The organism is Pseudomonas sp. OVF7, from assembly GCF_030644265.1.
GTDB classification, from domain to species: Bacteria; Pseudomonadota; Gammaproteobacteria; order Pseudomonadales; family Pseudomonadaceae; genus Aquipseudomonas; species Aquipseudomonas gorinensis.
The window spans coordinates 386,853-412,666 of sequence record NZ_CP128996.1; the positions used below are offsets into that span (position 1 = coordinate 386,853).

The 25,814-nt window shown below is 60.5% G+C and carries 24 protein-coding genes; 17 read left to right on the plus strand and 7 right to left on the minus strand.

The genetic code is table 11. From position 1 onward, the window contains the following. Positions 1–28: 28 nt before the first annotated feature. From QU606_RS01740 to QU606_RS01765, 6 genes are all read left to right on the plus strand, one after another. Positions 29–1,393: an aspartate aminotransferase family protein gene (locus QU606_RS01740; RefSeq protein ID WP_024077976.1), complete on the plus strand. Its 1,365-nt coding sequence runs from the start codon at positions 29–31 to the stop codon at positions 1,391–1,393. Positions 1,394–1,600: 207 nt separating this feature from the next. Next, the gene (locus QU606_RS01745) at positions 1,601–2,695 is read left to right on the plus strand and encodes a polyamine ABC transporter substrate-binding protein (RefSeq protein ID WP_041161317.1); all 1,095 of its coding nucleotides are present in this window, start codon (positions 1,601–1,603) and stop codon (positions 2,693–2,695) included. A 239-nt stretch (positions 2,696–2,934) separates the two neighbouring features. Next, positions 2,935–4,029, plus strand: a complete 1,095-nt coding sequence (locus tag QU606_RS01750) for a polyamine ABC transporter substrate-binding protein (protein WP_024077974.1) — start codon at positions 2,935–2,937, stop codon at positions 4,027–4,029. 66 nt (positions 4,030–4,095) lie between these two features. Continuing rightward, a complete protein-coding gene (locus QU606_RS01755) occupies positions 4,096–5,238 on the plus strand; it encodes an ABC transporter ATP-binding protein (RefSeq protein ID WP_024077973.1) in 1,143 nt (380 codons plus the stop codon). Then, on the plus strand, positions 5,235–6,155 hold the full coding sequence (locus QU606_RS01760; RefSeq protein WP_024077972.1) for an ABC transporter permease subunit: 921 nt from the start codon (positions 5,235–5,237) through the stop codon (positions 6,153–6,155). Before QU606_RS01755 ends, QU606_RS01760 begins: the two co-directional genes overlap by 4 nt. Continuing rightward, complete coding sequence (locus QU606_RS01765) at positions 6,152–7,036, plus strand: ABC transporter permease subunit (RefSeq protein ID WP_024077971.1); 885 nt, start codon at positions 6,152–6,154, stop codon at positions 7,034–7,036. The genes QU606_RS01760 and QU606_RS01765 overlap by 4 nt, the downstream gene beginning before the upstream one ends. A gap of 82 nt (positions 7,037–7,118) precedes the next feature. On the opposite strand, the gene QU606_RS01770 is transcribed toward QU606_RS01765, so the two are convergent. Then, the gene (locus QU606_RS01770) at positions 7,119–7,760 is read right to left on the minus strand and encodes an HD domain-containing protein (protein ID WP_024077970.1); all 642 of its coding nucleotides are present in this window, start codon (positions 7,758–7,760) and stop codon (positions 7,119–7,121) included. 459 nt (positions 7,761–8,219) lie between these two features. Between QU606_RS01770 and QU606_RS01775 the strand changes: the two genes are divergently transcribed. Next, on the plus strand, positions 8,220–9,185 hold the full coding sequence (locus tag QU606_RS01775; protein ID WP_168233486.1) for a GlxA family transcriptional regulator: 966 nt from the start codon (positions 8,220–8,222) through the stop codon (positions 9,183–9,185). Between the two features lie 283 nt (positions 9,186–9,468). Here the strand turns inward: QU606_RS01775 and QU606_RS01780 are convergent, their stop codons facing one another. Beyond that, on the minus strand, positions 9,469–11,823 hold the full coding sequence (locus QU606_RS01780) for a penicillin acylase family protein (protein WP_304998058.1): 2,355 nt from the start codon (positions 11,821–11,823) through the stop codon (positions 9,469–9,471). Positions 11,824–11,853: 30 nt separating this feature from the next. Further along, positions 11,854–12,429: a DUF6436 domain-containing protein gene (locus QU606_RS01785; protein WP_102625495.1), complete on the minus strand. Its 576-nt coding sequence runs from the start codon at positions 12,427–12,429 to the stop codon at positions 11,854–11,856. A 111-nt stretch (positions 12,430–12,540) separates the two neighbouring features. Here QU606_RS01785 and QU606_RS01790 point away from each other — a divergent pair, with 111 nt between their 5' ends. Then, entirely contained in the window at positions 12,541–13,482 is a 942-nt protein-coding gene (locus tag QU606_RS01790) for an alpha/beta hydrolase (RefSeq protein ID WP_024077966.1), read from the plus strand. A gap of 270 nt (positions 13,483–13,752) precedes the next feature. On the opposite strand, the gene QU606_RS01795 is transcribed toward QU606_RS01790, so the two are convergent. Continuing rightward, positions 13,753–14,505: a DUF2059 domain-containing protein gene (locus QU606_RS01795; RefSeq protein WP_024077965.1), complete on the minus strand. Its 753-nt coding sequence runs from the start codon at positions 14,503–14,505 to the stop codon at positions 13,753–13,755. Between the two features lie 131 nt (positions 14,506–14,636). Here QU606_RS01795 and QU606_RS01800 point away from each other — a divergent pair, with 131 nt between their 5' ends. Further along, entirely contained in the window at positions 14,637–15,269 is a 633-nt protein-coding gene (locus QU606_RS01800) for a 2OG-Fe(II) oxygenase (protein WP_024077964.1), read from the plus strand. A 2-nt stretch (positions 15,270–15,271) separates the two neighbouring features. Next, on the plus strand, positions 15,272–15,754 hold the full coding sequence (locus QU606_RS01805) for a DUF523 domain-containing protein (protein WP_304998059.1): 483 nt from the start codon (positions 15,272–15,274) through the stop codon (positions 15,752–15,754). Here QU606_RS01805 and QU606_RS01810 read toward each other — a convergent pair. Then, positions 15,705–16,232, minus strand: a complete 528-nt coding sequence (locus QU606_RS01810) for a transporter substrate-binding domain-containing protein (RefSeq protein WP_024077962.1) — start codon at positions 16,230–16,232, stop codon at positions 15,705–15,707. The genes QU606_RS01805 and QU606_RS01810 overlap by 50 nt on opposite strands. Before the next feature lie 133 nt (positions 16,233–16,365). On the opposite strand from QU606_RS01810, the gene QU606_RS01815 reads away from it, so the two are divergent. After that, positions 16,366–16,821: a DUF4399 domain-containing protein gene (locus tag QU606_RS01815; RefSeq protein WP_150295587.1), complete on the plus strand. Its 456-nt coding sequence runs from the start codon at positions 16,366–16,368 to the stop codon at positions 16,819–16,821. A 67-nt stretch (positions 16,822–16,888) separates the two neighbouring features. On the opposite strand, the gene serA is transcribed toward QU606_RS01815, so the two are convergent. Next, entirely contained in the window at positions 16,889–18,118 is a 1,230-nt protein-coding gene (gene serA / locus QU606_RS01820; RefSeq protein WP_024077960.1) for a phosphoglycerate dehydrogenase, read from the minus strand. A 205-nt stretch (positions 18,119–18,323) separates the two neighbouring features. On the opposite strand from serA, the gene QU606_RS01825 reads away from it, so the two are divergent. The 4 genes from QU606_RS01825 to QU606_RS01840 all read left to right on the plus strand — a co-directional run bounded on the left by QU606_RS01825 (position 18,324) and on the right by QU606_RS01840 (position 22,836). Beyond that, positions 18,324–19,718, plus strand: a complete 1,395-nt coding sequence (locus QU606_RS01825) for an FAD-binding oxidoreductase (RefSeq protein ID WP_069077232.1) — start codon at positions 18,324–18,326, stop codon at positions 19,716–19,718. A 22-nt stretch (positions 19,719–19,740) separates the two neighbouring features. Next, positions 19,741–20,406, plus strand: a complete 666-nt coding sequence (locus QU606_RS01830) for a fumarylacetoacetate hydrolase family protein (RefSeq protein ID WP_024077958.1) — start codon at positions 19,741–19,743, stop codon at positions 20,404–20,406. 468 nt (positions 20,407–20,874) lie between these two features. Then, positions 20,875–21,801 (plus strand): SdiA-regulated domain-containing protein, encoded by a 927-nt coding sequence (locus QU606_RS01835; RefSeq protein ID WP_024077957.1) that lies wholly within the window; start codon positions 20,875–20,877, stop codon positions 21,799–21,801. A gap of 120 nt (positions 21,802–21,921) precedes the next feature. Beyond that, positions 21,922–22,836 (plus strand): SdiA-regulated domain-containing protein, encoded by a 915-nt coding sequence (locus tag QU606_RS01840; RefSeq protein ID WP_024077956.1) that lies wholly within the window; start codon positions 21,922–21,924, stop codon positions 22,834–22,836. 125 nt (positions 22,837–22,961) lie between these two features. Here the strand turns inward: QU606_RS01840 and rpiA are convergent, their stop codons facing one another. Further along, positions 22,962–23,633, minus strand: a complete 672-nt coding sequence (rpiA, locus tag QU606_RS01845) for a ribose-5-phosphate isomerase RpiA (RefSeq protein ID WP_024077955.1) — start codon at positions 23,631–23,633, stop codon at positions 22,962–22,964. 135 nt (positions 23,634–23,768) lie between these two features. On the opposite strand from rpiA, the gene ilvA reads away from it, so the two are divergent. After that, positions 23,769–25,283, plus strand: a complete 1,515-nt coding sequence (ilvA, locus tag QU606_RS01850; RefSeq protein ID WP_024077954.1) for a threonine ammonia-lyase, biosynthetic — start codon at positions 23,769–23,771, stop codon at positions 25,281–25,283. A 40-nt stretch (positions 25,284–25,323) separates the two neighbouring features. Continuing rightward, positions 25,324–25,737 (plus strand): DUF2269 family protein, encoded by a 414-nt coding sequence (locus QU606_RS01855; protein WP_024077953.1) that lies wholly within the window; start codon positions 25,324–25,326, stop codon positions 25,735–25,737. The last annotated feature ends 77 nt before the right edge of the window (positions 25,738–25,814 follow it).

The following is a 25,814-nucleotide window of genomic DNA, read 5'->3' on the forward strand; positions in this document are numbered from 1 at the left end:
CCTCACCTGAAAAGTCTAGGAGATTGGTATGTCCAGCAACAACCCGCAAACCCGTGAATGGCAAGCCTTGAGCAGTGAGCACCACCTGGCACCGTTCAGCGACTTCAAGCAATTGAAAGAGAAAGGCCCGCGGATCATCACCAAAGCCCACGGCGTTTACCTGTGGGACAGCGAAGGTAACAAGATCCTCGACGGCATGGCCGGCCTGTGGTGCGTGGCGATCGGCTACGGTCGCGATGAACTGGCCGACGCCGCCGCCAAGCAGATGAAAGAACTGCCGTACTACAACCTGTTCTTCCAGACCGCACACCCGCCGGTACTCGAATTGGCCAAGGCCATTTCCGACATCGCGCCTGCTGGCATGAACCACGTGTTCTTCACCGGTTCCGGCTCCGAAGGCAACGACACCATGTTGCGTATGGTCCGCCACTACTGGGCGATCAAGGGCCAACCGAACAAGAAAACCATCATCAGCCGCAAGAATGGCTACCACGGCTCCACCGTGGCTGGCGCCAGCCTGGGCGGCATGACTTATATGCATGAACAGGGCGATTTGCCGATCCCGGGCATCGTCCATATCGCCCAGCCCTATTGGTTCGGCGAAGGCGGTGACATGAGCCCCGAAGAGTTCGGGGTGTGGGCTGCCAACCAGCTGGAAGAGAAGATCCTGGAGCTGGGTGTGGACAACGTCGGGGCCTTTATTGCCGAGCCGATCCAGGGCGCCGGTGGCGTGATCGTACCGCCCGCGACCTACTGGCCGCGCATCAAGGAAATTCTCGCCAAGTACGACATCCTGTTTGTCGCCGATGAAGTGATCTGTGGTTTCGGCCGTACCGGTGAGTGGTTCGGTAGTGATTTCTACGACCTCAAGCCCGACATGATGACCATCGCCAAGGGCCTGACCTCGGGCTACATCCCGATGGGCGGCCTGATCGTGCGCGACGATGTGGTTGCCGTGCTGAATGAAGGCGGCGATTTCAACCACGGCTTCACCTACTCCGGTCACCCGGTGGCAGCGGCGGTTGCGTTGGAAAACATCCGCATCATGCGCGATGAAAAAATCGTTAACCGCGTTCACGACGAAACGGCACCGTATTTGCAGAAACGTCTGAGGGAGCTGGCTGACCACCCGTTGGTGGGTGAAGTACGCGGTGTCGGCATGCTCGGTGCAATTGAACTGGTCCAGGACAAAGCGACGCGCAAGCGTTACGAAGGCCGTGGCGTTGGCATGATCTGCCGCACCTTCTGCTTCGAGAATGGCCTGATCATGCGCGCCGTGGGCGACACCATGATCATTTCGCCGCCACTGGTGATCAGCAAGGCTGAAATTGATGAGCTGGTAACCAAGGCTCGGCATTGCCTGGACCTGACTTTGGCGGCATTGCAGGGCTAAGTGCTAGGCTCAGTGCGCGGTGGCTTTGCCGCTGCGTCTGGGCAGCTATAAATATGCATGTATAAATCGAGGGCTTTGGTTGAAAGCCGGCCCTCTAAGTTGCCAGACTGTCGCCCTGTTTTGTTGCCCTTTGTGGGCCGCGAAACACACACAAGCTTGTGGCCCAAAAAAGAAAAATTGGAGCATCACCAAATGAAGGCATTAGGTTTGAAGAACGCGGGCAAGACCCTCCTCGCCTTGTCCCTGATGGGCGCAATGGCAGGCGCGGCCCAGGCAGACGATAAAGTGCTGCACGTCTATAACTGGTCCGACTACATCGCTCCGGACACCATCGCCAACTTTGAAAAAGAGTCGGGCATTAAAGTGGTGTACGACGTTTTCGACAGTAACGAGACCCTGGAAGCCAAGTTGCTGGCAGGCAAGTCCGGCTACGACATCGTCGTACCGTCGAACAACTTCCTTGCCAAGCAGATCAAGGCTGGGGTCTACCAGGAGCTGGACAAGTCCAAATTGTCCAACTACGGCAACCTGAACAAAGCCCTGCTCAAAGCCGTGTCGGTCAGCGACCCGGACAACAAGCACGCATTCCCGTACATGTGGGGCTCGATCGGTATCGGCTACAACCCGGAGAAGGTCAAGGCTGCGCTGGGCGTGGACAAGATCGATTCGTGGGACACCCTGCTCAAGCCGGAAAACATCGCCAAGCTGAAAAGCTGCGGCGTGAGCTTCCTCGATTCGCCAACCGAAATGCTGCCAGTGGCGCTGCATTACCTGGGCCTGCCGACCGACACCCAGAAAAAAGAAGACCTGAAGAAAGCTGAAGATCTGTTCCTCAAGATCCGTCCTTCGATTGGTTACTTCCACTCGTCCAAATACATCTCCGACCTGGCCAACGGCAACATCTGCGTGGCCGTGGGCTACTCGGGTGACATCCAGCAGGCCAAGTCCCGCGCGGCTGAAGCCGGTGGCAAGGTCAAGGTCGCCTACGACATTCCGAAAGAAGGCGCTGGTAGCTTCTACGACATGGTCGCCATCCCTAAAGATGCCGAAAACGTCGACGCTGCCTACAAGTTCCTGAACTACCTGCTCAAGCCGGAAGTCATGGCGAGCATTACCAACAGCGTCCGTTTCCCGAACGGTAACGAAAAAGCCACCGCACTGGTCGATAAAGACATCACCAGCGACCCGGGCATCTACCCGCCGGCGGAGGTGCAGGCCAAGCTCTACGCCATTGCTGACTTGCCGGCGGCAACCCAGCGTGAAATGACACGCAGCTGGACCAAGATCAAGTCGGGCAAATAAGCGAGGAAACCTGTAGCAGCGAGCTTGCTCGCGAAAATCGTCAACGATAACGCAGCGCCTCTGGTCGCCCGCGTTGCCTGTGAGTTCTTCGCGAGCAAGCTCGCTCCTACAAAGAGCGGCAACCGTACAGTAATTAAATGACAGAAAGTTTTGCCGGATCGGTTTATCGAGGGTAAGTTGCGCGCCGGTTTTGTTGCCGGGCAACAACTTTGGGCCCAACTATTTAAGAGGACCTCCACTTGCCATTTTCTTTATTTCGCAAAGCCTTGCTGGTGGGTGCAGGTATCACGCTGGCTGTCAGCGTGCAGGCCGCATCGACCGTGCATGTTTATAACTGGTCGGACTACATCGGGCCCGACACCCTGGCCAACTTTGAAAAAGCCAGCGGCATCAAGCCGGTGTATGACGTGTTTGACTCCAATGAAACCCTGGAAGGCAAGTTGCTCGCCGGGCGCACGGGTTACGACGTGGTCGTGCCGTCCAACCACTTCCTCGGCAAGCAGATCAAGGCCGGAGCATTCCAGAAGCTCGACAAGTCGTTGCTGACGAACTACGCCAACCTTGATCCGGCGTTGCTCAAGCGCCTGGAAAAGAACGACCCGGGTAACCAGTACGCTGTACCGTACCTGTGGGGCACCAACGGCATTGGCTACAACGTCGATAAAGTGAAGGAAGTACTGGGTGTCGACCATATCGACTCGTGGGCCGTGCTGTTCGAACCGGAAAACATGAAGAAGCTGGCGTCCTGCGGCGTGTCCTTTATGGACTCGGCGGATGAAATGCTGCCGGCAGTACTCAACTACATGGGCCTCAACCCCAACAGTACCAACCCGGACGACTACAAGAAGGCCGAAGAAAAACTACTGAAAGTGCGTCCCTACGTGACCTACTTCCACTCTTCCAAATACATCTCCGACCTGGCCAACGGCAATATCTGCGTGGCTGCCGGGTTCTCCGGTGATGTGTTCCAGGCCAAGGCCCGGGCGGCCGAAGCGGGTAAAGGCGTGAACATCGCCTACGCGATTCCGAAAGAAGGCGGCAACCTGTGGTTTGACGTGCTGGCGATTCCCAAGGATGCCACCAACGTCAAGGAAGCCCACGCCTTTATCAACTATTTGCTGCAACCTGAGGTGATCGCTCAGGTCAGTGATCACGTCGGTTATGCCAACCCTAACCCAGGGGCGGACAAACTGATGGAGCAATCGATACGCACCGACGCAGCGGTTTACCCACCGCAGGCGGTTCTCGACCGGACATTCGTCAACTTCGAGCTACCCCCGAAGGTGCAGCGTTTAATGACCCGTAGCTGGACCAAGGTCAAGACGGGCAAGTAAGGCTCTAACTATCCAAGGTTCGCCCACCTCGGGCGAACTGCACTCTTTTTTTTGGGAGTTTCGTAAATGGCAGTTGCCTCCGGCGCCTATAAGAAAGCCCTCGAGGGCGACCAGACACCGAAAAAGGTGCTGGTCAAAATCGACCGGGTCACGAAGAAGTTCGACGAGACGATTGCCGTGGACGATGTGTCCCTGGAAATCAAGAAAGGCGAGATATTCGCCTTGCTCGGCGGTTCGGGTTCGGGCAAATCCACCTTGCTGCGCATGCTCGCAGGCTTTGAGCGCCCCACCGAAGGTCGCATCTACCTCGACGGCGTGGACATCACTGATATGCCGCCCTACGAGCGGCCGATCAACATGATGTTCCAGTCCTACGCCTTGTTCCCGCACATGACCGTGGCGCAGAACATCGCGTTCGGCCTGCAGCAGGACAAGATCCCCAAGGCCGAAGTGGATGCGCGCGTGGCCGAGATGCTCAAGCTGGTACAGATGAGCCAGTTCGCCAAGCGCAAGCCGCACCAGTTGTCGGGCGGCCAGCGTCAGCGCGTGGCCCTGGCCCGTTCCCTGGCCAAGCGCCCGAAACTGCTGCTGCTCGATGAGCCGATGGGCGCCCTCGACAAGAAACTGCGTTCGCAGATGCAACTGGAACTGGTGGAAATCATCGAGCGTGTCGGCGTGACCTGCGTCATGGTGACCCACGACCAGGAAGAGGCCATGACCATGGCCGAGCGCATCGCAATCATGCACCTGGGCTGGATCGCCCAGATCGGCAGCCCGGTCGACATCTACGAGACCCCCACCAGCCGCCTGGTGTGCGAATTCATCGGCAACGTCAACATCTTCGACACCCAGGTGGTGGACGACGCCGAAGGCCACGCGGTACTCAAATGCCCGGACCTGGACCGCGACATCTACGTGGGCTACGGCATCGCCACAGCGGTCGAAGACAAGTCGGTGACCTACGCCATCCGCCCGGAAAAACTGCTGGTGACCACCGAAATGCCGACCTGCGAGCACAACTGGTCCAGCGGCAAGGTGCACGATATCGCCTACCTGGGTGGCCACTCGGTGTTCTACGTCGAGCTGCCGAGCGGCAAGCTGGTGCAGTCCTTCGTTGCCAACGCAGAGCGCCGTGGCCAGCGTCCGACCTGGGGTGACCAGGTGTACGTATGGTGGGAAGACGACAGCGGCGTGGTACTTCGCTCATGAATATGAAAAAGTTCAAGCGCCAGCTGCAACGAATAACCCCCGGTGGCCGGCATGTGGTCATCGGGATCCCTTTCCTCTGGCTGTTCCTGTTCTTCATGCTGCCGTTCTTCATCGTCCTGAAGATCAGCTTTGCCGAAGCCGACGTGGCGATCCCGCCATACACCGAGATCTACACCTTCGTAGAGCAGAAGTTGCAGTTGGTGCTGAACCTGGCCAACTACGCGATGCTCGGCGATGACGAGTTGTACATCGCCGCGTACCTGGGCTCGCTGAAGATGGCGTTTTTCAGCACCATCCTCTGCCTGGTGATCGGCTACCCGATGGCCTATGCGATTGCCAGTGCGCGCAAGGAGATGCAGACCGTGCTGGTGCTGCTGATCATGATGCCGACCTGGACCGCGATCCTGATCCGCGTGTATGCGTGGATGGGCATTCTCAGCAACAACGGCTTGCTCAATGGCTTCCTGATGTCCATGGGCCTGATCAACGAACCGTTGCAGATCCTCAACACCAACATCGCGGTGTATATCGGCGTGGTCTATTCGTACCTGCCGTTCATGATCCTGCCGCTGTACGCCAACCTGGTGAAGCATGACCAGAGCCTGTTGGAAGCCGCGTCAGACCTCGGGTCGAGCACGTTCAACAGCTTCTGGAAGATCACCGTGCCGCTGTCCAAGAATGGCATCATCGCCGGCTGCATGCTGGTCTTCATTCCGGTAGTGGGCGAGTTCGTGATCCCGGAACTGCTTGGCGGCCCGGAAACCCTGATGATCGGTAAAGTGTTGTGGCAAGAATTCTTCAACAACCGTGACTGGCCGGTGGCCTCTGCCCTGGCGGTGGTGATGCTGGCGATCCTGATCGTGCCGATCATCCTGTTTAACCGCAGCCAAGCCAAAGAGATGGAGGGCAAGATATGAAGCGCGTCAGTTTCTCAAGCTTCATGCTGGTGGCGGGGTTGTTGTTCATCTACCTGCCGATGCTGATCCTGGTGATCTACTCGTTCAACGAATCCAAGCTGGTGACAGTGTGGGGCGGTTGGTCGATCAAGTGGTACGTGGGCCTGCTGGACAACACCCAGTTGATGGGCTCGGTGGCGCGCTCCCTGGAAATCGCCTGCTACACGGCGGTGGCGGCGGTGGCGCTGGGCACCTTGGCCGCGTTCGTCTTGACGCGCATCAGTCAGTTCAAAGGCCGTACGCTGTTCGGCGGCCTGGTGACTGCACCGTTGGTGATGCCGGAAGTGATCACCGGTCTGTCGCTGTTGCTGCTGTTCGTGGCGATGGCGCAGATGATCGGCTGGCCCCAGGAGCGTGGCATTGTCACCATCTGGATCGCCCACACCACGTTCTGCGCGGCCTATGTGGCGGTGGTGGTGTCGGCGCGCCTGCGTGAACTGGACCTGTCGATCGAAGAAGCGGCGATGGACCTGGGTGCGCGGCCGTGGAAGGTGTTCTTCCTGATCACCATCCCGATGATCGCGCCGTCGTTGGCGGCCGGTGGGATGATGTCGTTCGCGCTGTCCCTGGATGACCTGGTACTGGCCAGCTTCGTGTCGGGCCCGGGTTCGACCACCTTGCCGATGGAAGTGTTCTCGGCAGTGCGCCTGGGGGTTAAACCCGAGATCAACGCCGTGGCCAGCCTGATTCTGCTGGCGGTATCGCTGGTGACCTTCCTGGTGTGGTTCTTCAGCCGGCGTGCCGAAGAAATGCGCAAGAAGGCGATCCAGCAGGCGATCGAAGAAGCAGCGGCGGATGGCTGGCAGCAGCCGGATGTGCGTCGGGCGCCAGCGCCGGTCTAAAAGCCTGCGCGGTCAAAATGTGGGAGGGGGCAAGTCGAAACGTCGCACCGCCCCTCCCACAGTTGATTGCATTTCAACGCCGCTACGCCAACCACGGCGACTGGCGAATCACCTCGACAAAATTCATCGGCTTGAACCCCGGCTCCTGGTCCACCAGCACATCGGTCTTCACGTTGCCAAACGTGGTCTGCGGACGATGGCGCAAGCCGTCGGCGAAGGCGCAGATGATGCACTCCTTGAACCCTTCACCACGTGGATGCGCATGCACCACGGCTTCGCGCTGCACGCTGGGAAAGGCGGCGTAGTCCATGCCCAGCACGTCCATTTCCACGCCGGCCGTCACCAGCGCCACGGTCGGGCGCAGATGCTGTGGCACACCCGGTGTGGTGTGCAGGGCGATGGACAGCCACACCTGTTCGATATCGTCGTCGCTCAGTCCGTAGGGCTTGAGAAAATCCGCCGCTGCGTTGGCACCGTCTACTTCGAAACGCTCGTTGTCACTGCGATGGCCTTCCACCAGGCCCAGGTCATGGAACATCGCACCGACGTACAGCAACTCGGGGTTGTAGGCCAGTTGCCTGCGCTCACCGCTCAAGGCGCCGAACAGGAATACCCGGCGGGAGTGGTGGTAGAGCAGGTCGGATTCAATGTCGCGGATGTACTCGGTGGTGGCCTTGGCCAGGGCGCTGTCCGGGATCTTGATGCCGGCGATGGTGGTGCTCATGGTGGTTCTCCTCTGGAAAGCATCCAGTCTGGCCGCGCGCCCGTGAAGCGGCCATGGTGACGAGGGGGCGATCCCGGCCAATCTGCCGTCACATCGTGCCAAGGGGAAATCGACTAGGGTGTAGCGGGCGATATCACTCTCGAAGCCTGCGAAAATCAAAATGTGAGAGGGGGCTTGCCCTAATGCCGTTCAGTTAAGGCTTTTTTGTAGGAGCGAGCTTGCTCGCGAAGAACTCACAGGCGCCGCGTTCACTCAGGAAACACGCGTTATCGTTGACGTTTTTCGCGAGCAAGCTCGCTCCTACAGAAGGCGATGTACGCTTAACTGAACGGCATTAGGGCTTGCCCCCGATAGCTGAGCACCAGGCACTGCATCTGCTGACTGATACAACGCCATCGGGAGCAAGCTCCCTCCCACAGGGTTTGCATTTTATTCCGCTAGAAAAAGGTGTCTGTGAGCATGCACAAGACCGTCGCCATCCTGATCTTCCCCGGCGTCCAGTCACTGGATGTGACCGGCCCCCTGGATGTGTTCTGCGAAGCCAACCGCTTTCTGCCGCCCCAGGATCACTACCAGATGGAGGTCATCGGGCTGGACCACGGCACGCTGGCTGCCTCCAACGGTTTGTCATTGCAGGCCCACCGGCACTACAGCGAAGCCCTGCAAGCCTATGACCTGCTGCTGGTCCCCGGTGGCCCGCAATTGCCCTTCGAGGAATTTGGCGCCCCGTTCGATGATTGGCTGCGTGGTGCAACCGCCCGGGCGCGGCGCTTCGGTTCAATCTGCAACGGCGCCTTCACGCTGGCGCGCGCCGGGCTACTGGATGGAAAAACCGTCACGACGCATTGGAATGATGCGGCAGGCCTGGCGCGTTTGTGCCCCCGCGCCCAGGTCGAAGCTGACCGCCTCTACGTGCAAGACGGCAACCTCTACACCTCGGCTGGCGTCACGGCGGGTATCGACCTCTCGCTGTACCTGTTGGCCCAGGACCATGGCCCGGAGGTGGCGCTGAGCGTGGCCAAGCGCCTGGTGGTGTTCACCCAGCGCTCGGGTGGGCAGTCACAGTTCAGCCCGTTCCTCACGCCCCATGCCGAAACCACCTCGGCGGTAGCGCTGGTGCAGGTGTACGTCTTGGCGAACCTGACCGGTGACTTGACCATCGCCGACCTGGCCAAGGCCGCGAATATGAGTGCGCGTAATTTCTCTCGGGTGTTCACCCGTGAAGCGCGGATAACGCCTGCGGAGTTTGTCGAGCGGGCGCGGGTGGATGCGGCGCGGATGATGCTCGAAAGCAGTCCCGCGCCGCTCAAGACCGTGGCCTATCAGTGCGGTTTTCGCGATGCGCAGCACATGCGCAGCGTGTTCAATCGCCGCCTGGGCGTGACGCCGCAACAGTTCCGGCGCAACTTTGCGGCGCCGCTCTAAACGGAACACACCATGGGAAGGGCTGTATTAAACGACGGCATTTTTTGTGGCGTACATCGCCTTCTGTAGGAGCGAGGGGGACGCCTAGTTCTTGCTCGCGAAGAACTCACAGGCGCCGCGTTGATTCAGGAAACACGCGTTATCGTTGACGTTTTTCGCGAGCAAGAACTAGGCGTCCCCCTCGCTCCTACAAAGGGCAAGCCCGCTTGCCACAGGGGGCCAGTTTGCTGGGCGACGGCGCTTTTAGCGGGACCTCCCACAGGTTTGATCGCGTTTCAGGCCGTTATCGAGCGGGCAATAGCTTCAGCGTACCGCGCGTATTGGCCGTGACTTCCTCATCACTGAAATGCGCCTGCTCGTAACCCCCTTCGATATAGGTTTCCGCTTGATCGCTGTAGTGCTTGTCGAACGGCACGCCGCTTTGCCCCACCGGGTTGATGGTCAGGGCGTGGGCCGGGTCAGCGAAGTCGATCAGGCGGCGGGTTGATGGGCCGTAGGTCACTGGCCATGGCGCCGGGCCGATGGCGGCCGACTGGTTGTTCGGCACTTCGTGGGTGCCGGGCGCCGGGAAGGGGCCGACGTTGACGATCAAGTCCAATGGCTTTTGCGAGCCCAGTGGATGGCTGTGGGTCAGGGTATGGGCCTTGCCCCACTGCCACTGAGCCGGGTCATCGCCGAAGGTGGTCTTGAGGTGCGCCAGGCTGTTGTCCCAGGCCAGTTTGACGAGGTCGGCGCGCTTGCCGTCCCACCAGGGTGAATCCGCCGATGCGGCCAGGCGTGGCAAGGCGGCGTCGATCACGCGGGTGCCGAGCAGGGTCTTGAACATGCCGTCGCCCAGTTTCGGGTGGAAGGTGGCATCGGCCAGGTTGAACAGGAACTGGTTGAACAGCGTGGCGCTGGTGGAGTCCAGCGGGTAGTCGCCTTTCCAGCTGGCAAGCTGTTCCACCAACTTCAATTGCGCCGGGTCCTTGACCACCTCGCGCAGCACCGGCAGCAGCGGCGCCAGCAGGCGCGGGCCGTAGGCGGTGGTGGTGCCCAGTTGCAAGGCCTGGCTGTTGTTCACATCCCACTTCACGCTCTTGTCGCTCAACTGCGCGTTCAACTGTTGGCCCCGGTCGGCCAGGTTGTAATAACCGGGGATCTCCATGCCCGTGGGCGATACCGGCTGGGCGTTGGCCGACACCACATAGCCACGCGCGGGGTTTTCTTCCTGGGGGTTGGCGCTGAAGGGGTAGAAACCCAGCTTGTCGGCCTGGGCGCTGCTACCGTCGAGGATAAACCCGGCGTTGACACCGGACGGGCGGATCGGCAACTGTGCCGCCGCCCACCAGCCGATATCGCCCTTGGCATTGGCCCACACGATATTCAGCCCCGGCGCGGAAACCTTGGATGCAGCCGCGCGCGCCTTGGCCAGGGTGTCGGCGCGGTTGAGCTGGTAGAAACCTTCGAGGATCGGGTTCTCGGTGTCGAGGAACGCCCACCACATGGCAATCGGCGTCTTGCCGGCATTGTCGCCAAGCACGTCATTGATGATCGGGCCATGGGGCGACTGGCGCAGGGTGACCGTGACCGGTGCCTGGCCTTTCACCGCGATCTGTTGCTCGCTGCTGGTCATGTCGACCCACTGGTCGTGGTACCAGACCTGGTTGGAATTGTCCGGGTTGACCTTCTCGGCGATCAGGTCGAGGTCATCATTCTGGAACATGGTCAGGCTCCAGCCGAAGTCCAGGTTGTGCCCCAGGAACGCCACCGGTACCAGCGCGTTGTGATAGCCGTACAGTTCGAAGCCCGGCGCCGACAACTGCGCCTCGTACCACACCGACGGCACCGAGAAGCGGATATGCGGGTCACCGGCCAGCAACGGCTTGCCGCTTTTGGTGCGGTTGCCACTGATGGCCCAGGCGTTGCTGCCTTCGAACTGCGGCAAGCCGTTGTCGGCCAAGGCTTGTTCGCTCAGGGAGGCGATGGCGCCAAGGGTTTGCCAATCGCCGGCGGCCAGGTTGAGTGCGCCCTTGGGTTGCCAGTCGAGGTCGAACACTTTCAGGTAATCGCTGCCCAACTGGTCACGTACATAGGTCAGCAAGGGCTCTGTACGAAACGCGGCGGCAAAGCTGTAGGCCAGGTAGCCGGCGACGCTGATGGTGTCTTCGGCGGTGAACCGGCGCTTGGGAATGCCCAGCACGTCGAACTCCATCGGGCTGGCGTGGCTGTCCTGATACGCATTGATCCCGTCCAAATAGGCTTGCAGGGCCTTCCACGACGCAGACTCGCGGTCCATATGCTCCACATAGCTCAGGGCGCGCTCACGAATGCGCAGGCTGCGAAACAGCTTGTCGGTCTCCAGCAGCTTGGGCCCCAGCACCTCGGCCAGCTCGCCACGGGCCAGGCGCCGCATGATTTCCATCTGGAACAGCCGGTCCTGGGCCTGCACATAGCCCAGGGCGCGGTACAGGTCGGTCTCGTTCTCGGCGCGGATATGCGGCACGCCACGGTCGTCGTAGCGCACGGTGACCGAGCCTTGCAGGTGCGCCAGCTCAACCGTGCCCTGGCGGGTGGGCAGTTTGCTGTAGACGTACCCGCCGGCGCCGAGAGCGATCAGCACCACCAGAACCGCGAGAGCCTGCAAGACGCGCTTCATGAACATTCCTTAGCAAGAGATGGGAGTGGGCTACGAACCTGTTGGCCACGAACAATAGCAGCCCACCGCCAGGGTGTGAGTGGCATTCACTGCGCGTCCGTCTTCAAGAGCCTTGAGGATCGGCTCGATAAAGCTGTTGCTGGAATTGCACGTCAGCCCTTCGCTATAAGGCCCGAAATACGCAAGCTTGCCCGTGCGATCCCAGATCCCCACGGCGGGGACGGCGGGTATCTGGTCGGCACCGGGCAGGGCGGTGAGGATTTTCATCTGGCGCAGGTTATCGGGCAATTGGCCGTGGCTGCCGGTTTTTTGCAGGGCGTAGAATTCGACGCCCTGGGGCGCGTAGTGCTCGATCAGCTCGGCCAGGTGTTGCTGGTTGCCGACGTTGCACGGGCAGGCCGGGTCCCAGAAGTGCACCAGGCGGATGTTGCCGGGGCCGGCAAGGTCGGCGGGCAGGCGCAGGGCGTCGCCGGAAAAGACCGCCGTATGTTCGCTGAAGGCGCGCAGGTAGCGGCCTTGGAACCAATCATAGGCGGCCCATAGCACGCCGACGCAGAGGATCAGGAGCAGGCTGGCGAATAAGGCACTGCGGTAGGGCTGTCGCATTCAGATCTATCCTCGAAGGTCGCGTAGCTTGCCATGCTTGCCCTGACAGATGAATATCGCAGCTCGATATTCATCTGCGCAGTGCGTGAAGCCTCAAGTCTGGAACCTCCTATGCCCGTCACCTTTGACCCCGATCATCTGCGCGAAAGCTTGCGACCCCTGGTGGATGCGCAGCCGCTCAGCGCCGAGGCGCGGGTCTACCAGCGTTTCTACGGCCTGGACCTGGCCGCACGCAAAGTGCCGGCAGTGAGCCGGCTGGGACGTTTCGAGGTCGATGGGTTCCAGGTGGTGGCCCAGGTATGGTGGCCGCCCGCACCGGTGGCGACGATGTTCATGTTCCACGGCTTCTACGACCACATGGGGCTGTATCGCCACGTGGTGGACTGGGCGCTGGACCAGGGCTTTGTGGTGATCGCCTGCGATTTGCCAGGCCATGGCTTGTCCAGCGGCGCGCGTGCCAGCATCGATGATTTTGCGGTGTATCAGGACGTGGTGCAGGCACTGTTCGCTCAAGCCCAAGCGCTGCAATTGCCGCAGCCCTGGCACTTGTTCGGGCAAAGCACCGGCGGCGCGGTGGTGGTCGACCACCTGCTCAGCCGCGGGGCCGACAGCCCGGCCCAAGGCAAGACCTTCCTGCTGTCTCCGCTGGTACGGCCGCGTGCGTGGGGGTGGTCGCAGGTCAGCTATTACCTGTTGCGCCCGTTCGTCAAAGGCATCGCCCGGCGTTTCAGCGAGAACACCAACGACCCGCAGTTCAAGCCGTTCCTGGAGGCCGACCCGCTTCAGCCGCGCCAGCTGCCAACCGCCTGGGTGGGGGCGCTGGCGCGCTGGATCAAACGCATCGAAGCCGCACCGCGCAGCCCACGGCGGCCGGTGATTGTGCAGGGAGAGGAAGACATGACCGTGGATTGGCAGCACAACTTGCAGGTACTGCGGGGCAAGTTCGACCAGCCCGAGGTGTTGATGCTGCCGCGTGGCCGGCATCACCTGGCCAATGAGATTCCGGAGATTCGTGAAGAGTACTTCCGGTATTTGACAGACCATTTGAAATAACGCAATCCAAATGTGGGGGGGGCTTGCCCCCGATAGCGGTGCATCAGTCAGCTTATCTGTAGCTGACCCACTGCCATCGGGGGCAAGCCCTAATGCCGTTCAGTTAAGCGTACATCGCCTTCTGTAGGAGCGAGCTTGCTCGCGAAAAACGTCAACGATAACGCGTGTTTCCTGAGTGAACGCGGCGCCTGTGAGTTCTTCGCGAGCAAGCTCGCTCCTACAAAAAAGCCTTAACTGAACGGCATTAGGGCAAGCCCCCTCCCACATTTTCTACTGCGTCAGGCTTGAAGTGCTTTGGCCGACCGCCAGCCCCGCACGAACCGCTGCCAGCGCCGCCCGGTAATACGCCTTACCCTCCGGCGACTCCGCAAACGTCGCGAATTCTTCCAACTCCGGGTCAGACAAATCTCGATAGACGTACAGCAGTGTGTTGTTCAGGTCATTGCCGATCTGTTGCATCAAGCGCTCGCGTTGCCCATCCAGCATGCCCTGGGCTTGGTCACCGCCCAACAGGCCGGGAATCATCTGGCTCAAGCTGTCGGCCGCCACGCCGGCGATTGCCAGGCTGACTTCCGCACCGGCTTCACGGGCGGGCAGGGCTTGGGCCAAGTGGCCGATGATCAGGCTGCGGGTGGCGTCGGCTTCGACATGCGGCAGGCCCTGGGCATTTTTAGCCAACTGGTCGCGGCGGGTGGCGAGCAATTCGGCGGCGACGATCTTGCGGCCCAGCGGCGATTGGAAGAACGCCAGGGCCGGCTTGGGGTCCGCCAGGTGCTGGCGCAACTGCGCTTCGGCACGCTGGTCCATGGCCTGGGCGGCGAAGCGCCTGTTGCTGTTGTCCACCAGCGCCTGGTACACCGCCGGCGGCAGGCTGTTGCGGTAGCGTTGCTGGGCTGCACTGAGGGCATCATTGAAATGCGCACGTTGTTCGGCCCAGCCGGCGACCTTGTACAACTGGTCATGGCCGTCTGCCCAGGCGGGCAAAACGCAGAACATCAGCAAGGAAAAAAACAAACGACGCATATGGACTCCTGTCAGTCGGCCACTATTGTCCGTGTCGGGCGTAGGATTTGTCGAGAAGTCCTATCAGTCACCTGACTAAAGTGCATTCAGACGCTCGGCGGCTCTGTCGGATTCATAGGCGTATGGATACTATGCGCGCCATGCAAATACCCTTTGATCACCCGCTGCTGCAACGCATCGTCGACGACCTGGCCGAGAAAGGCTGGTCGCAGCAGAACGCCTTCCTGTCCCAGGCTCTGACCCTGGAACTGGCGGCTGAGTGCCGTAAACGTGCGGCCGAAGGTGAGCTGTCGCCGGCGGCGGTGGGGCGCGGGCCGGCCCAGGAAATTCGTGAGGGTATTCGCGGCGACCATATCCAGTGGCTGGAAGAGGGCGACGCGGCGGTCTGTGGCGACTATATGGCGTTGATGGACAGCCTGCGCCTGGCGATGAACCGCAACCTGTTCCTGGGCCTGGAGGATTTCGAAAGCCACTTCGCGATGTACCCGCCAGGGGCCTTCTACCTCAAGCACCTGGACCGGTTTCGCGATGATGATCGGCGCACGGTGTCGGCGGTGATCTACTTGAACGACGCCTGGCTGCCCGAGCATGGCGGCCAGTTGCGCATGTACCTCAAGGACGGCGTCGAATACGACGTGGTGCCCACCGGCGGTTGCCTGGTGGTGTTCCTGTCGGGCGAGGTACCCCACGAAGTTTTGCCTGCTACGCGTGAGCGCCTGTCCCTGACGGGCTGGTTTCGCCGGCGGGGCAATGAGCCGTTTTGAGCATGCAAAAGATTCTTGTCAGCCGCTGCCTGCTCGGGCACAAGGTGCGTTACGACGGCGGGGCCAGCGGGCCGTTTGACCAGTTGGCCGCATGGCAGGCCGAGGGGCGTGTGGTTGCGATCTGCCCGGAAGTGTCGGGTGGTTTGCCAACGCCACGACCTGCCGCCGAGATCCCAGGCGGGCAGGGTGTGGATGTGTGGGAGGGGCGCGCCCAGGTGCTGACGGCCGAGGGCGAAGATTTCAGCGCCGCCTTTCTCGACGGCGCCCGCCAGGCCTTGGCGCTGGTGCAACGCCACGCTATTCGCATCGCCGTGCTCAAGGCCAACAGCCCGTCGTGTGGCAACCTGCTCACTTATAACGGCACCTTTACCGGCGTGAAAGTGAAGGGCGAGGGCGTAACCGCGGCGCTGCTCAAACGCCACGGCGTGCAGGTGTTCAGTGAGCTGGAGTTGCCTGAGGCTGCGCAGGCACTGGCGCAGCTGTAGTCGGTGCTTCTGCGTCAAACCACTTCTGCGACAGCGCCTTTAACCGGCCATCCTCCTTCACCCGTTTCAGCGCGCCGTCAAGGCTCGTCTTGAACGCGGGGTTACCCTTTTGGAATGGGATCACCAAATCGGGCTTCTCGCGATAAACCTCACTGAAATCGAACTGATCCTCAAGGTCGGCAGTCTTAGCGATATGGTTAATGGCCACGTCGTACTTGCCGGTTGCCACCCCTGGCAGCAAGTCGGCGTCATCGGTGGTGATGAACGAGGAGCGTACGTCCATTTCCTTTGCCAGCAGTTCACCCAGTTCCACTTCAAAACCGGTGAGTTTGTCGCCGTCCTTGAAGTTGAACGGTGGCGTATTGGCTTCAAGGGCGATGCGCAGTTCGCCACGATCGAACACATCATCGACCAGTTCGGCGTGAGCCAGGGGGCTCAGAAGGGGAAGCAGCAGTAACAGGCCAGGCGAAAAGCGCATGGTCACTCCTAGAGAATTTTTATGTGCGAGGCGCCGTTCAGCATCGCTTTGCTATGGTGTTGAGTGCCTTGGACAGCAATTTGTCGCGAAGTTGTCATAACCCAACACATTTCTTGAAAAACCGGAGAAGCGAATGAAAGCCCTTTTGTCACGCGCAACACTCTCTAATACAGTGCTGGCCAGCCTATTGCTGGGTGCCTCCATGTTGGCCTCCGCCGCCGATGGTATCCCGCGCAGCGCACCGCCCGAAGGCGCCAAGGTGTTTATCGTCTCGCCCAAAGACGGCGCCACCGTCGATAAAACCTTCACCGTGAAATTCGGTATGGAAGGCCTGAAACTGGCCCCGGCTACCGACCAGACCCCAGGCACCGGCCACCACCACTTGCTGGTTGACCAGAAAGAGCTGCCAGACGCCAGCGCGCCGATCCCGGCCACCGACACCGTGATCCACTACGGCAAAGCCCAGACCGAAACCGAATTGACCCTCACCCCAGGCAAGCACACCTTGCAACTGGTGGCCGGCGACAAGCTGCACATGCAGTTCAACCCGACTGTAGCCTCGAAAGTGATCACCGTTAACGTCAAGTAAGATTTGTTCAGACAAAAAAATGGGAGACCTCTGCGGGTCTCCCATTTTTTATGCAGCGTTTAAAGCCTTAGAACAACACGCGGCTACGGATAGTGCCGTTGATGTGCTGCAGCTTCTCTTGCGCCAGGTCCGAGTACTCGGCGTCGACGTCGATCACCACGTAGCCAACCTTCTCGTTGGTCTGCAGGAACTGACCGGAGATGTTGATGCCGTTTTCCGCGAAGACCTTGTTGATCTCCATCATCACGCCAGGGATGTTCTGGTGGATGTGCAGCAGACGGTGCTTGCCAGGGTGAGCCGGCAGGGCCACTTCCGGGAAGTTGACGGACGAGACCGACGTACCGTTGTCGCTGTACTTGACCAGTTTCTCCGACACTTCCAGGCCAATGTTGGCCTGGGCTTCAGCGGTGGAACCGCCGATGTGCGGGGTCAGGATCACGTTGTCCAGGCCACGCAGCGGGCTTTCGAAGATGTCGTCGTTGGAGCGCGGCTCCACCGGGAACACGTCGATGGCGGCGCCGATCAGGTGCTTGTCCTTGATCGCCTCGGCCAGGGCGTCCAGCTCGACCACGGTGCCGCGTGCGGCGTTGATCAGGATCCCGCCTTTCTTGATGGCGCGGATTTCCTTCTCGCCGATCATCCACTGGGTCTCAGCGGTTTCCGGCACGTGCAGGGTGACGATATCGGACATGCCCAGCAGCTCGGTCAGGCTCGACACTTGCGTGGCGTTGCCCAATGGCAGCTTGGTCAGGGTGTCGTAGAAAAACACCTGCATGCCGAGGCCTTCAGCCAGGACCGACAGCTGAGTACCGATCGAGCCGTAACCGACGATACCCAGCTTCTTGCCGCGGATTTCGAAGGAGTTGGCTGCGCTCTTGATCCAGCCGCCACGATGGCAGGAAGCGTTCTTCTCAGGAATACCGCGCAACAGCAGGATCGCCTCGGCCAGCACCAGTTCCGCAACGGAGCGGGTGTTGGAGTACGGTGCGTTGAACACCGCGATGCCGCGCTCGCGCGCTGCGTTGAGGTCGACCTGGTTGGTGCCGATGCAGAAACAGCCGACCGCCACGAGTTTCTTGGCGTGATCGAAGATCTCTTCGGTCAGCTGGGTGCGGGAGCGAATGCCGATAAAGTGCGCGTCGGCGATCTTTTCCTTGAGCTGGGCTTCCGGCAGAGAACTGGTGATGTACTCAATGCTGGAGTACCCGGCGGCCTTCAGTACTTCGACGGCCGATGGGTGGACGCCTTCCAGAAGAAGGAACTTGATCTTGCTCTTATCGAGAGAAGTCTTGCTCATCTGCGTAAACCTGTATCCCGGAGAAAAATGGCAGGGAATCGGATCGCTTAAGCTGACCCGGACGGCAGGAAAGCCGTCACCGCAGAAACGCCTTTGGGCTCTGTCCTGCGGGGGCGGTATGCTAGCATACGCGCCCCGCTAAACACCTATTCCTGCGACGTGAAGCGTTCTCAGGATGACCATGAATTGTTCGAGAGTTCTGTCGATGACCCATCCTGCCCTGATTGATGAGCTAAAGACCCTGGTTGAGCCCGGCAAAGTGCTGACCGATGCAGACTCCCTGGAGGCTTACGGCAAGGATTGGACCAAGCACTTCGCTCCCGCCCCCACCGCCATCGTCTTCCCCAAGACCATCGAGCAGGTGCAGGCCATTGTCCGCTGGGCCAATGAGCACACAGTGGCGCTGGTGCCGTCCGGTGGCCGTACCGGCCTGTCGGCCGCCGCGGTCGCGGCCAATGGCGAAGTGGTCGTCTCGTTCGACTATATGAACCAGATCCTCGAGGTGAACCTCACCGACCGCACCGCCAAGTGCCAGCCGGGTGTGGTCACCAAGCAATTGCAGAACGTCGCCGAAGAAAACGGCTTGTACTACCCGGTGGATTTCGCGTCGTCCGGTTCGAGCCAGATTGGCGGCAATATCGGCACCAATGCCGGCGGGATCAAGGTGATTCGCTACGGCATGACCCGTAACTGGGTGGCCGGCATGAAAGTCGTCACCGGCAAGGGCGATGTGCTGGAGCTGAACCGCGACCTGATCAAGAACGCCACCGGCTACGACATGCGCCAGCTGTTCATCGGTGCTGAAGGCACCCTGGGCTTTGTGGTCGAAGCCACCATGCGCCTGGATCGGGCGCCGAAAAACCTCACCGCCATGGTGCTCGGTACCACCGACTTCGATTCGATCATGCCGGTGCTGCATGCCTTCCAGGGCAAGCTGGACCTGACCGCGTTCGAGTTTTTCTCCGACAAGGCCCTGGCCAAAGTCCTCGGTCGTGGCGATGTGCCTGCACCGTTCGAAACCGAATGCCCGTTCTATGCGCTGCTGGAATTTGAAGCCACCACCGAAGAAGTTGCCAACCATGCCCTGGAAACCTTCGAGCACTGCGTGGAGCAGGGTTGGGTGCTGGATGGCGTGATGAGCCAGAGCGAAACCCAACTGCACAACCTGTGGAAGCTGCGCGAGTACATCTCGGAGACCATTTCCCACTGGACGCCCTACAAGAACGATATCTCGGTGACTGTCTCCAAAGTGCCGGCGTTCTTGAAGGAAATTGACGCGATCGTCGGCGAACACTACCCGGACTTCGAAATCGTCTGGTTCGGCCATATCGGCGACGGCAACCTGCACTTGAACATCCTCAAGCCGGAAAACCTGAGCAAGGACGAGTTCTTCGCCAAGTGCGCCACCGTGAATAAATGGGTATTCGAAACCGTTCAGAAGTACAACGGCTCGATCTCCGCCGAGCACGGCGTGGGCATGACCAAGCGCGATTACCTGACCTACAGCCGCTCGCCGGTTGAAATCGAATACATGAAGGCCGTGAAGGCCGTGTTCGACCCGAAAGGGATCATGAACCCTGGCAAGATCTTCGCTGTTTAACCGCCCCTGAAGGAGTCGTTTCATGAGCTACCAGCACAAGTATGTCGACGGCACCAACATCCACTTTCCTGTGGGTAAAGTGGTGTGTATTGGGCGTAACTACGCCGAACATGCCAAGGAACTGGACAACCCGGTACCGACCGAGCCGTTGTTGTTCATCAAGCCGGGCAGTTGCGTGGTGCCGCTGGAAGGTGGTTTCAGCATTCCGACCGAACGCGGTTCGGTGCACTACGAAGCGGAAATCGCCGTGCTGATCGGCAAGCCCCTGTCGACCAAGCCCAGCCGTGAAGAAGTGCTGGACGCCATCTCCGGCTTCGCCCCGGCCCTGGACCTGACCCTGCGGGACAAGCAGGCTGAGCTCAAAGCCAAGGGCTTGCCGTGGGAAATCGCCAAGTCCTTCGACGGCGCGGCGGTGATTGCCCCGTTCGTGGTCGGCAGTACGTTCCCGGACCTGGCCGATATCGGCATTCGCCTGACCATCAACGGCGAAGTGCGCCAGGACGGCAATAGCGCGCAGATGCTCAACCCGATCGTCCCGATGATCCAGCACATGGCCGGCTGTTTCTCACTGCAAGCTGGCGATGTAATCCTCACCGGCACCCCGGCCGGCGTAGGCCCGCTGAATGTGGGTGATGAATTGGTGCTGGAACTGTCTGGCGTGAACCGCTTCGAAAGCAGCGTTCGCTGAGCGCCTGACGAAACGCGGTAAAAATGTGTGGGGTTGCGCTAACTCTCGCATCCTTGTGGCGAGCGGGCTTGCCCCGCGTTGGGCTGCGCAGCAGCCCCAATAAGAGCGCTGCAGTGTTTCAGTCAGCTCCGGGGCTGTGTTTTGGGGCTGCTTCGCAGCCCAACGCGGGGCAAGCCCTAATGCCGTTCAGTTAAGCGTACATCGCCTTCTGTAGGAGCGAGCTTGCTCGCGAAAAGCGTCAACGATAACGCGTGTTTCCTGAATCAACGCGGCGCCTGTGAGTTTTTCGCGAGCAAGCTCGCTCCTACAAAAAAGCCTTAACTGAACGGCATTAGGGCAAGCCCGCTCGCCACAAATCCAATGTTTTGCATTTTTTTCACACGCTATCCGGATAATCCTCAGCCTCGAACACGCAGGCTCGTCGAGCCTGTGCTATCACCTAATGCTGACTTTCTGGATAAGCGCCCAATGGCTGTGCCCCTGCCTACCCTGACGCCCAAGCGACGTTCGCGTTTTGCCCTGCGCTGGTATTCCTGGCTGTTCCTGGTCGGGGCCATTGTGTATGGCATCGCCTGGGCCATGCATTGGGACAATCGGGGTGTGTTGTGGTTGGTGGAGCGTTTTGAATCGCCCGCCGAGCGCGAGGCCAGTGTCTGGCTACCGGACTATCGCGCCGTGATCGACGCCAAGTTGTTGCCCGGCATGGAGAAGGACGAGGCTTCCGACCTGGCCTATAACCCGCAGACCAAAACCCTGTTTTCGGTCATGGGCAAGAACCCGTTCCTGGTTGAGTTGACCCTGCAAGGCGATGTGCTGCGCAAGATGCCGCTCAACGGTTGGAATAACCCGGAAGGTGTGACTGTCATGGAAAACGGCCTGATGGCCGTGGTGGATGAGCGCCAGCACAGCCTGACCATCATCAAGGTCGACGCCGGTACGACAGCGTTGAACAAGGCGGACTTCTCCAGTTATGACCTGGGGCCGTCCAAAGACCAGAACAAAGCCTTTGAAGCCATCACCTGGGACAAGCGCAACCAGCAACTGGTGCTGGGTGAAGAACGACCGCCGGCGCTGTTCACCTGGAAAAGCGACGGTAGCCAGACCCTGGTCGGCGACAAGCAAAAGCTGGCCAGCACCGAGCTGGACATGCGCAACCTCTCGGCCCTGGCCGTCGACCCGCGTACCGGGCACTTGCTGGTGCTGTCGGCGGACTCCCACCTGTTGCTGGAGCTGGACGAGAAGGGCAAGCAGGTCAGCTTCATGACCTTGCTCGGCGGCTTCAATGGCCTGAAAGACACCATCCCCCGCGCGGAAGGGGTGACCATGGACGAGAGTGGCAACCTGTACTTTGTCAGTGAGCCAAACCTGTTCTATCGCTTCGAGAAGCGGAAATAGCAGACCGATTACGTCGGATGCGTCTCTATGAGCGGCATTCGCCAGACAGTCCGGTGCGTTTAAGTTTAAATTCAGGCGACCTTGATATCTATTCGCCAGTTTTTCTTCGAGCCCGCCCCGATGCGCCGATTTGCCCGCCCCAAACCTGCATTGTTTATCCTGCTGTTGATTGCGCTGGTTTCCGTCGGCGTCTTTGCGCAACAGTTTCGTCTGTTCGAGCGCGCCTGGTTCAACTGGAAAGCGTGGCGCCAGCCTGCCGACGAGCGCTCCATCGGCCTGGCGGATTATCGGGTCGCCCTCGAAGCCCAGGTGATCGAGGGGCTCGACGACGATGTTTCAGCGCTCACCTACGACCCGGTGCGCAACAGCCTGTTTACTGTCACCAATAAAAACGCCGAACTGATCGAACTGTCCCTGCAGGGCAAGATCCTGCGACGCATTCCCCTGGTGGGGTTTGGCGATGCCGAAGCCGTGGAGTTCATCAGCGACAACATCTACGTCATCAGCGATGAGCGCCAGCAACGCCTGATCAAGGTGCATGTGGACGACGACACCCAGTTCCTCGACGCGGCCGACGCGGAGCAGATGACCCTGGGCATGCATGTCGGCGGCAACAAGGGGTTCGAAGGGTTGGCCTATGACTCGGTTGGCAAGCGCCTGTTTGTCGCCAAGGAGCGCGACCCGATGCTGATCTACGAGGTCCACGGCTTTCCCCATTTCAAACCGGAAAAAACCTACTCAGTGCACGTGGTCAACAACCCCAGGCGCGATGCCGGGTTGTTTGTGCGCGACCTTTCAAGCTTGCAATACGATGAGCGCAGCGGTCATTTGCTGGCGCTGTCGGATGAGTCGTTCCTGGTGTTGGAGCTGGATATCGATGGGCGGCCATTAAGCAGTTTGTCGCTGCTCAAAGGGCGCCATGGCCTGGGCAAGCGCGTGCCGCAGGCCGAAGGGATCGCCATGGATGACGAGGGCACGTTGTACCTGGTCAGCGAGCCGAACCTGTTCTATGTGTTCAAGAAACCCAATCTCTGAGGCACCGCCGATCAAAAAATATGGGAGGGGGCTTGCCCCCGATAGCGATGTGTCAGTCGACATCTACTTGACTTAGGCACCGCCATCGGGGGCAAGCCCCCTCCCACACTGGATGTGTGGTGTTCTCAGGCCTTGAGGGTTTTCACGCCTTCGGGCGTGCCCAGCAACAGCACATCAGCCGGACGCGCAGCGAACAGGCCGTTGGTGACCACGCCGACGATGGCGTTGATTTGAGTCTCAAGCTCCACCGGGTTGGTGATTTGCATGTTGAACACGTCGAGGATGATGTTGCCGTTGTCGGTCAACACGCCTTCGCGGTACACCGGGTCGCCGCCCAGTTTCACCAGTTCGCGGGCCACGTGGCTGCGGGCCATGGGGATCACTTCCACCGGCAGCGGGAACGCGCCGAGCACCGGCACCAGCTTGCTGGCGTCGGCGATGCAGATAAAGGTCTTGGCCACGGCCGCGACGATCTTCTCGCGGGTCAGGGCCGCGCCGCCGCCCTTGATCAGGTTCAGGTGCGCGTCGCTTTCATCGGCACCGTCGACATAGAACTCCAGGTCGCTCACGGTATTGAGCTCGTACACCGGAATGCCATGGCCCTTGAGGCGTGCGGCGGTGGCTTCGGAGCTGGCCACGGCGCCATCGAATGCGCCCTTGTGCTTGGCCAGCGCATCGATAAAGCAGTTGGCGGTGGAGCCGGTGCCGACACCGACGATGCTCTTGTCGTCGAGTTTAGGAAGGATTAAATCGACGGCGGCCTGGGCCACTGCCTGTTTGAGTTGATCCTGGGTCATGCGGGCTCCGGAACGGGCGGGGAGTAAAGAGGGCGCGAGTATAACCCAACAAAACCTCGGGATTCGTGTGGTCGTACGGCCAAAAGCCGGGTTAGACTCCTCGACCCTGCCCAACCCGCCCAGTGATGCTTTCCGATGCTTGAACAGTACGTCAAAAAGATCCTCACCTCGCGCGTTTACGACGTTGCCGTGGAAACTCCATTGCAGACCGCCCGCCAGCTCTCCGAGCGGCTGGGCAACAAGGTCTGGCTCAAGCGTGAAGACTTGCAGCCGGTGTTCTCATTCAAGATTCGCGGTGCGTATAACAAGCTGACCCAGTTGACGGACGAAGAGCGTGCGCGCGGCGTGGTCACCGCCTCGGCCGGCAACCATGCCCAGGGCCTGGCCCTGGCAGCCAAGGTGCTGGGGGTCAAGGCCACTATCGTAATGCCCAAGACCACCCCGGAGATCAAGGTCGAAGGCGTGCGCTCCCGCGGCGGCAAGGTGGTGCTGCACGGTGATTCCTTCCCGGAAGCCCTGGCCTACTCGCTGAAGCTGGTCGATGAAAAAGGCTACGTCTACATCCACCCCTATGACGATCCGCACACCATTGCCGGGCAGGGCACAGTGGCCATGGAGATCCTGCGCCAGCACCCAGGGCCGCTGGATGCGATCTTCGTTCCGGTGGGCGGCGGCGGGCTGATCGCGGGTATCGCGGCGTACGTGAAATACCTGCGCCCGGAAATCAAGATCATCGGCGTCGAGCCGGACGACTCCAACTGCCTGCAAGCCGCGATGGCGGCGGGCGAACGTGTGGTACTGCCGACGGTGGGCATTTTTGCCGATGGCGTGGCGGTGGCGCAGATCGGCCAGTACACCTTCGATATCTGCAAGGACTATGTGGATGAAGTGATCACCGTCAGCACCGATGAAATCTGTGCGGCGATCAAGGACATCTACGACGATACCCGCTCGATCACCGAGCCGGCCGGCGCGCTGGGCGTGGCCGGTATCAAGAAGTACGTCGAGACCCGTGGCATCACCGGGCAAACCCTGGTGGCCATCGACTCGGGGGCCAACGTCAACTTCGACCGCCTGCGCCATGTGGCCGAGCGCGCTGAGTTGGGTGAGGGGCGCGAAGCCATTATCGCCGTGACCATCCCGGAAAAACCGGGCAGCTTCAAAGCGTTCTGCGAGGCCGTGGGCAAGCGCCAGATCACCGAATTCAACTACCGCTACCACTCCGGCAGCGAGGCGCACATCTTTGTCGGCGTGCAGACCCACCCGGAAAACGACCCGCGCAGCGCGTTGATCGCCAGCCTCACCGGCAAGGGCTTTCCGGTGCTGGACCTGACCGAAAACGAGCTGGCCAAGTTGCACATCCGCCATATGGTTGGCGGGCATGCGGCCAAAGTCAGCGATGAAGTGGTGTTGCGCTTCGAGTTCCCGGAGCGCCCCGGCGCGCTGTTCAACTTCCTGAATAAGCTGGGCGGGCGCTGGAATATCTCGATGTTCCACTATCGCAACCATGGCGCGGCTGATGGCCGTGTGGTCGCCGGCTTGCAAGTGCCGGCGGACGAGCGCCACTTGGTGCCTGCAGCCCTTGAAGCCATCGGCTACCCGTACTGGGATGAAAGTGATAACCCGGCGTACCAACTGTTCCTCGGTTGAACGACTACGCTGATTGGGCGGCCTTTAAGGAATCGAAACCATGGAAACCCTGACCACCCTGAAAGTTATCCACATTGCGGCCACTGCGTTATTGCTGCTCAGCGGCCTGGGCCTGGCCCTGCTGGCCTGGCGCAAACGCAGTGCCGGCCCGGCGGTTACCGTGCAACGCCCATGGGTGTTCGTGTGGTTGCTGATGGGGGTCTGCCTGCTCAGCATGCCGTTTACCGGCTGGTGGCTGGCGCACTTGATCGGCTGGCCGCTGGGGCAGACCTGGATCCTGGGTTCCAGCATCCTCTACACCGTCGCGGCGCTGGCCTGGTTCTGGCTGGTGGCGCGGCTCAATCGCCTGCGCAAGGGCGAGGGCGGCAGCCTGAATTTCACCCTGGTCTTGGCAGTGGTCAGCCTGGTGGGGTTTGTAGCGATTGCGGGGTTGATGGGCGCCAAGCCGGTTTAGGGTTTTAGAGCGCGTCCACCTTATTGGGGACAAACCCTCTCCCACATCTTGATTGGTAAATGCGGTCGAGTGTGGGA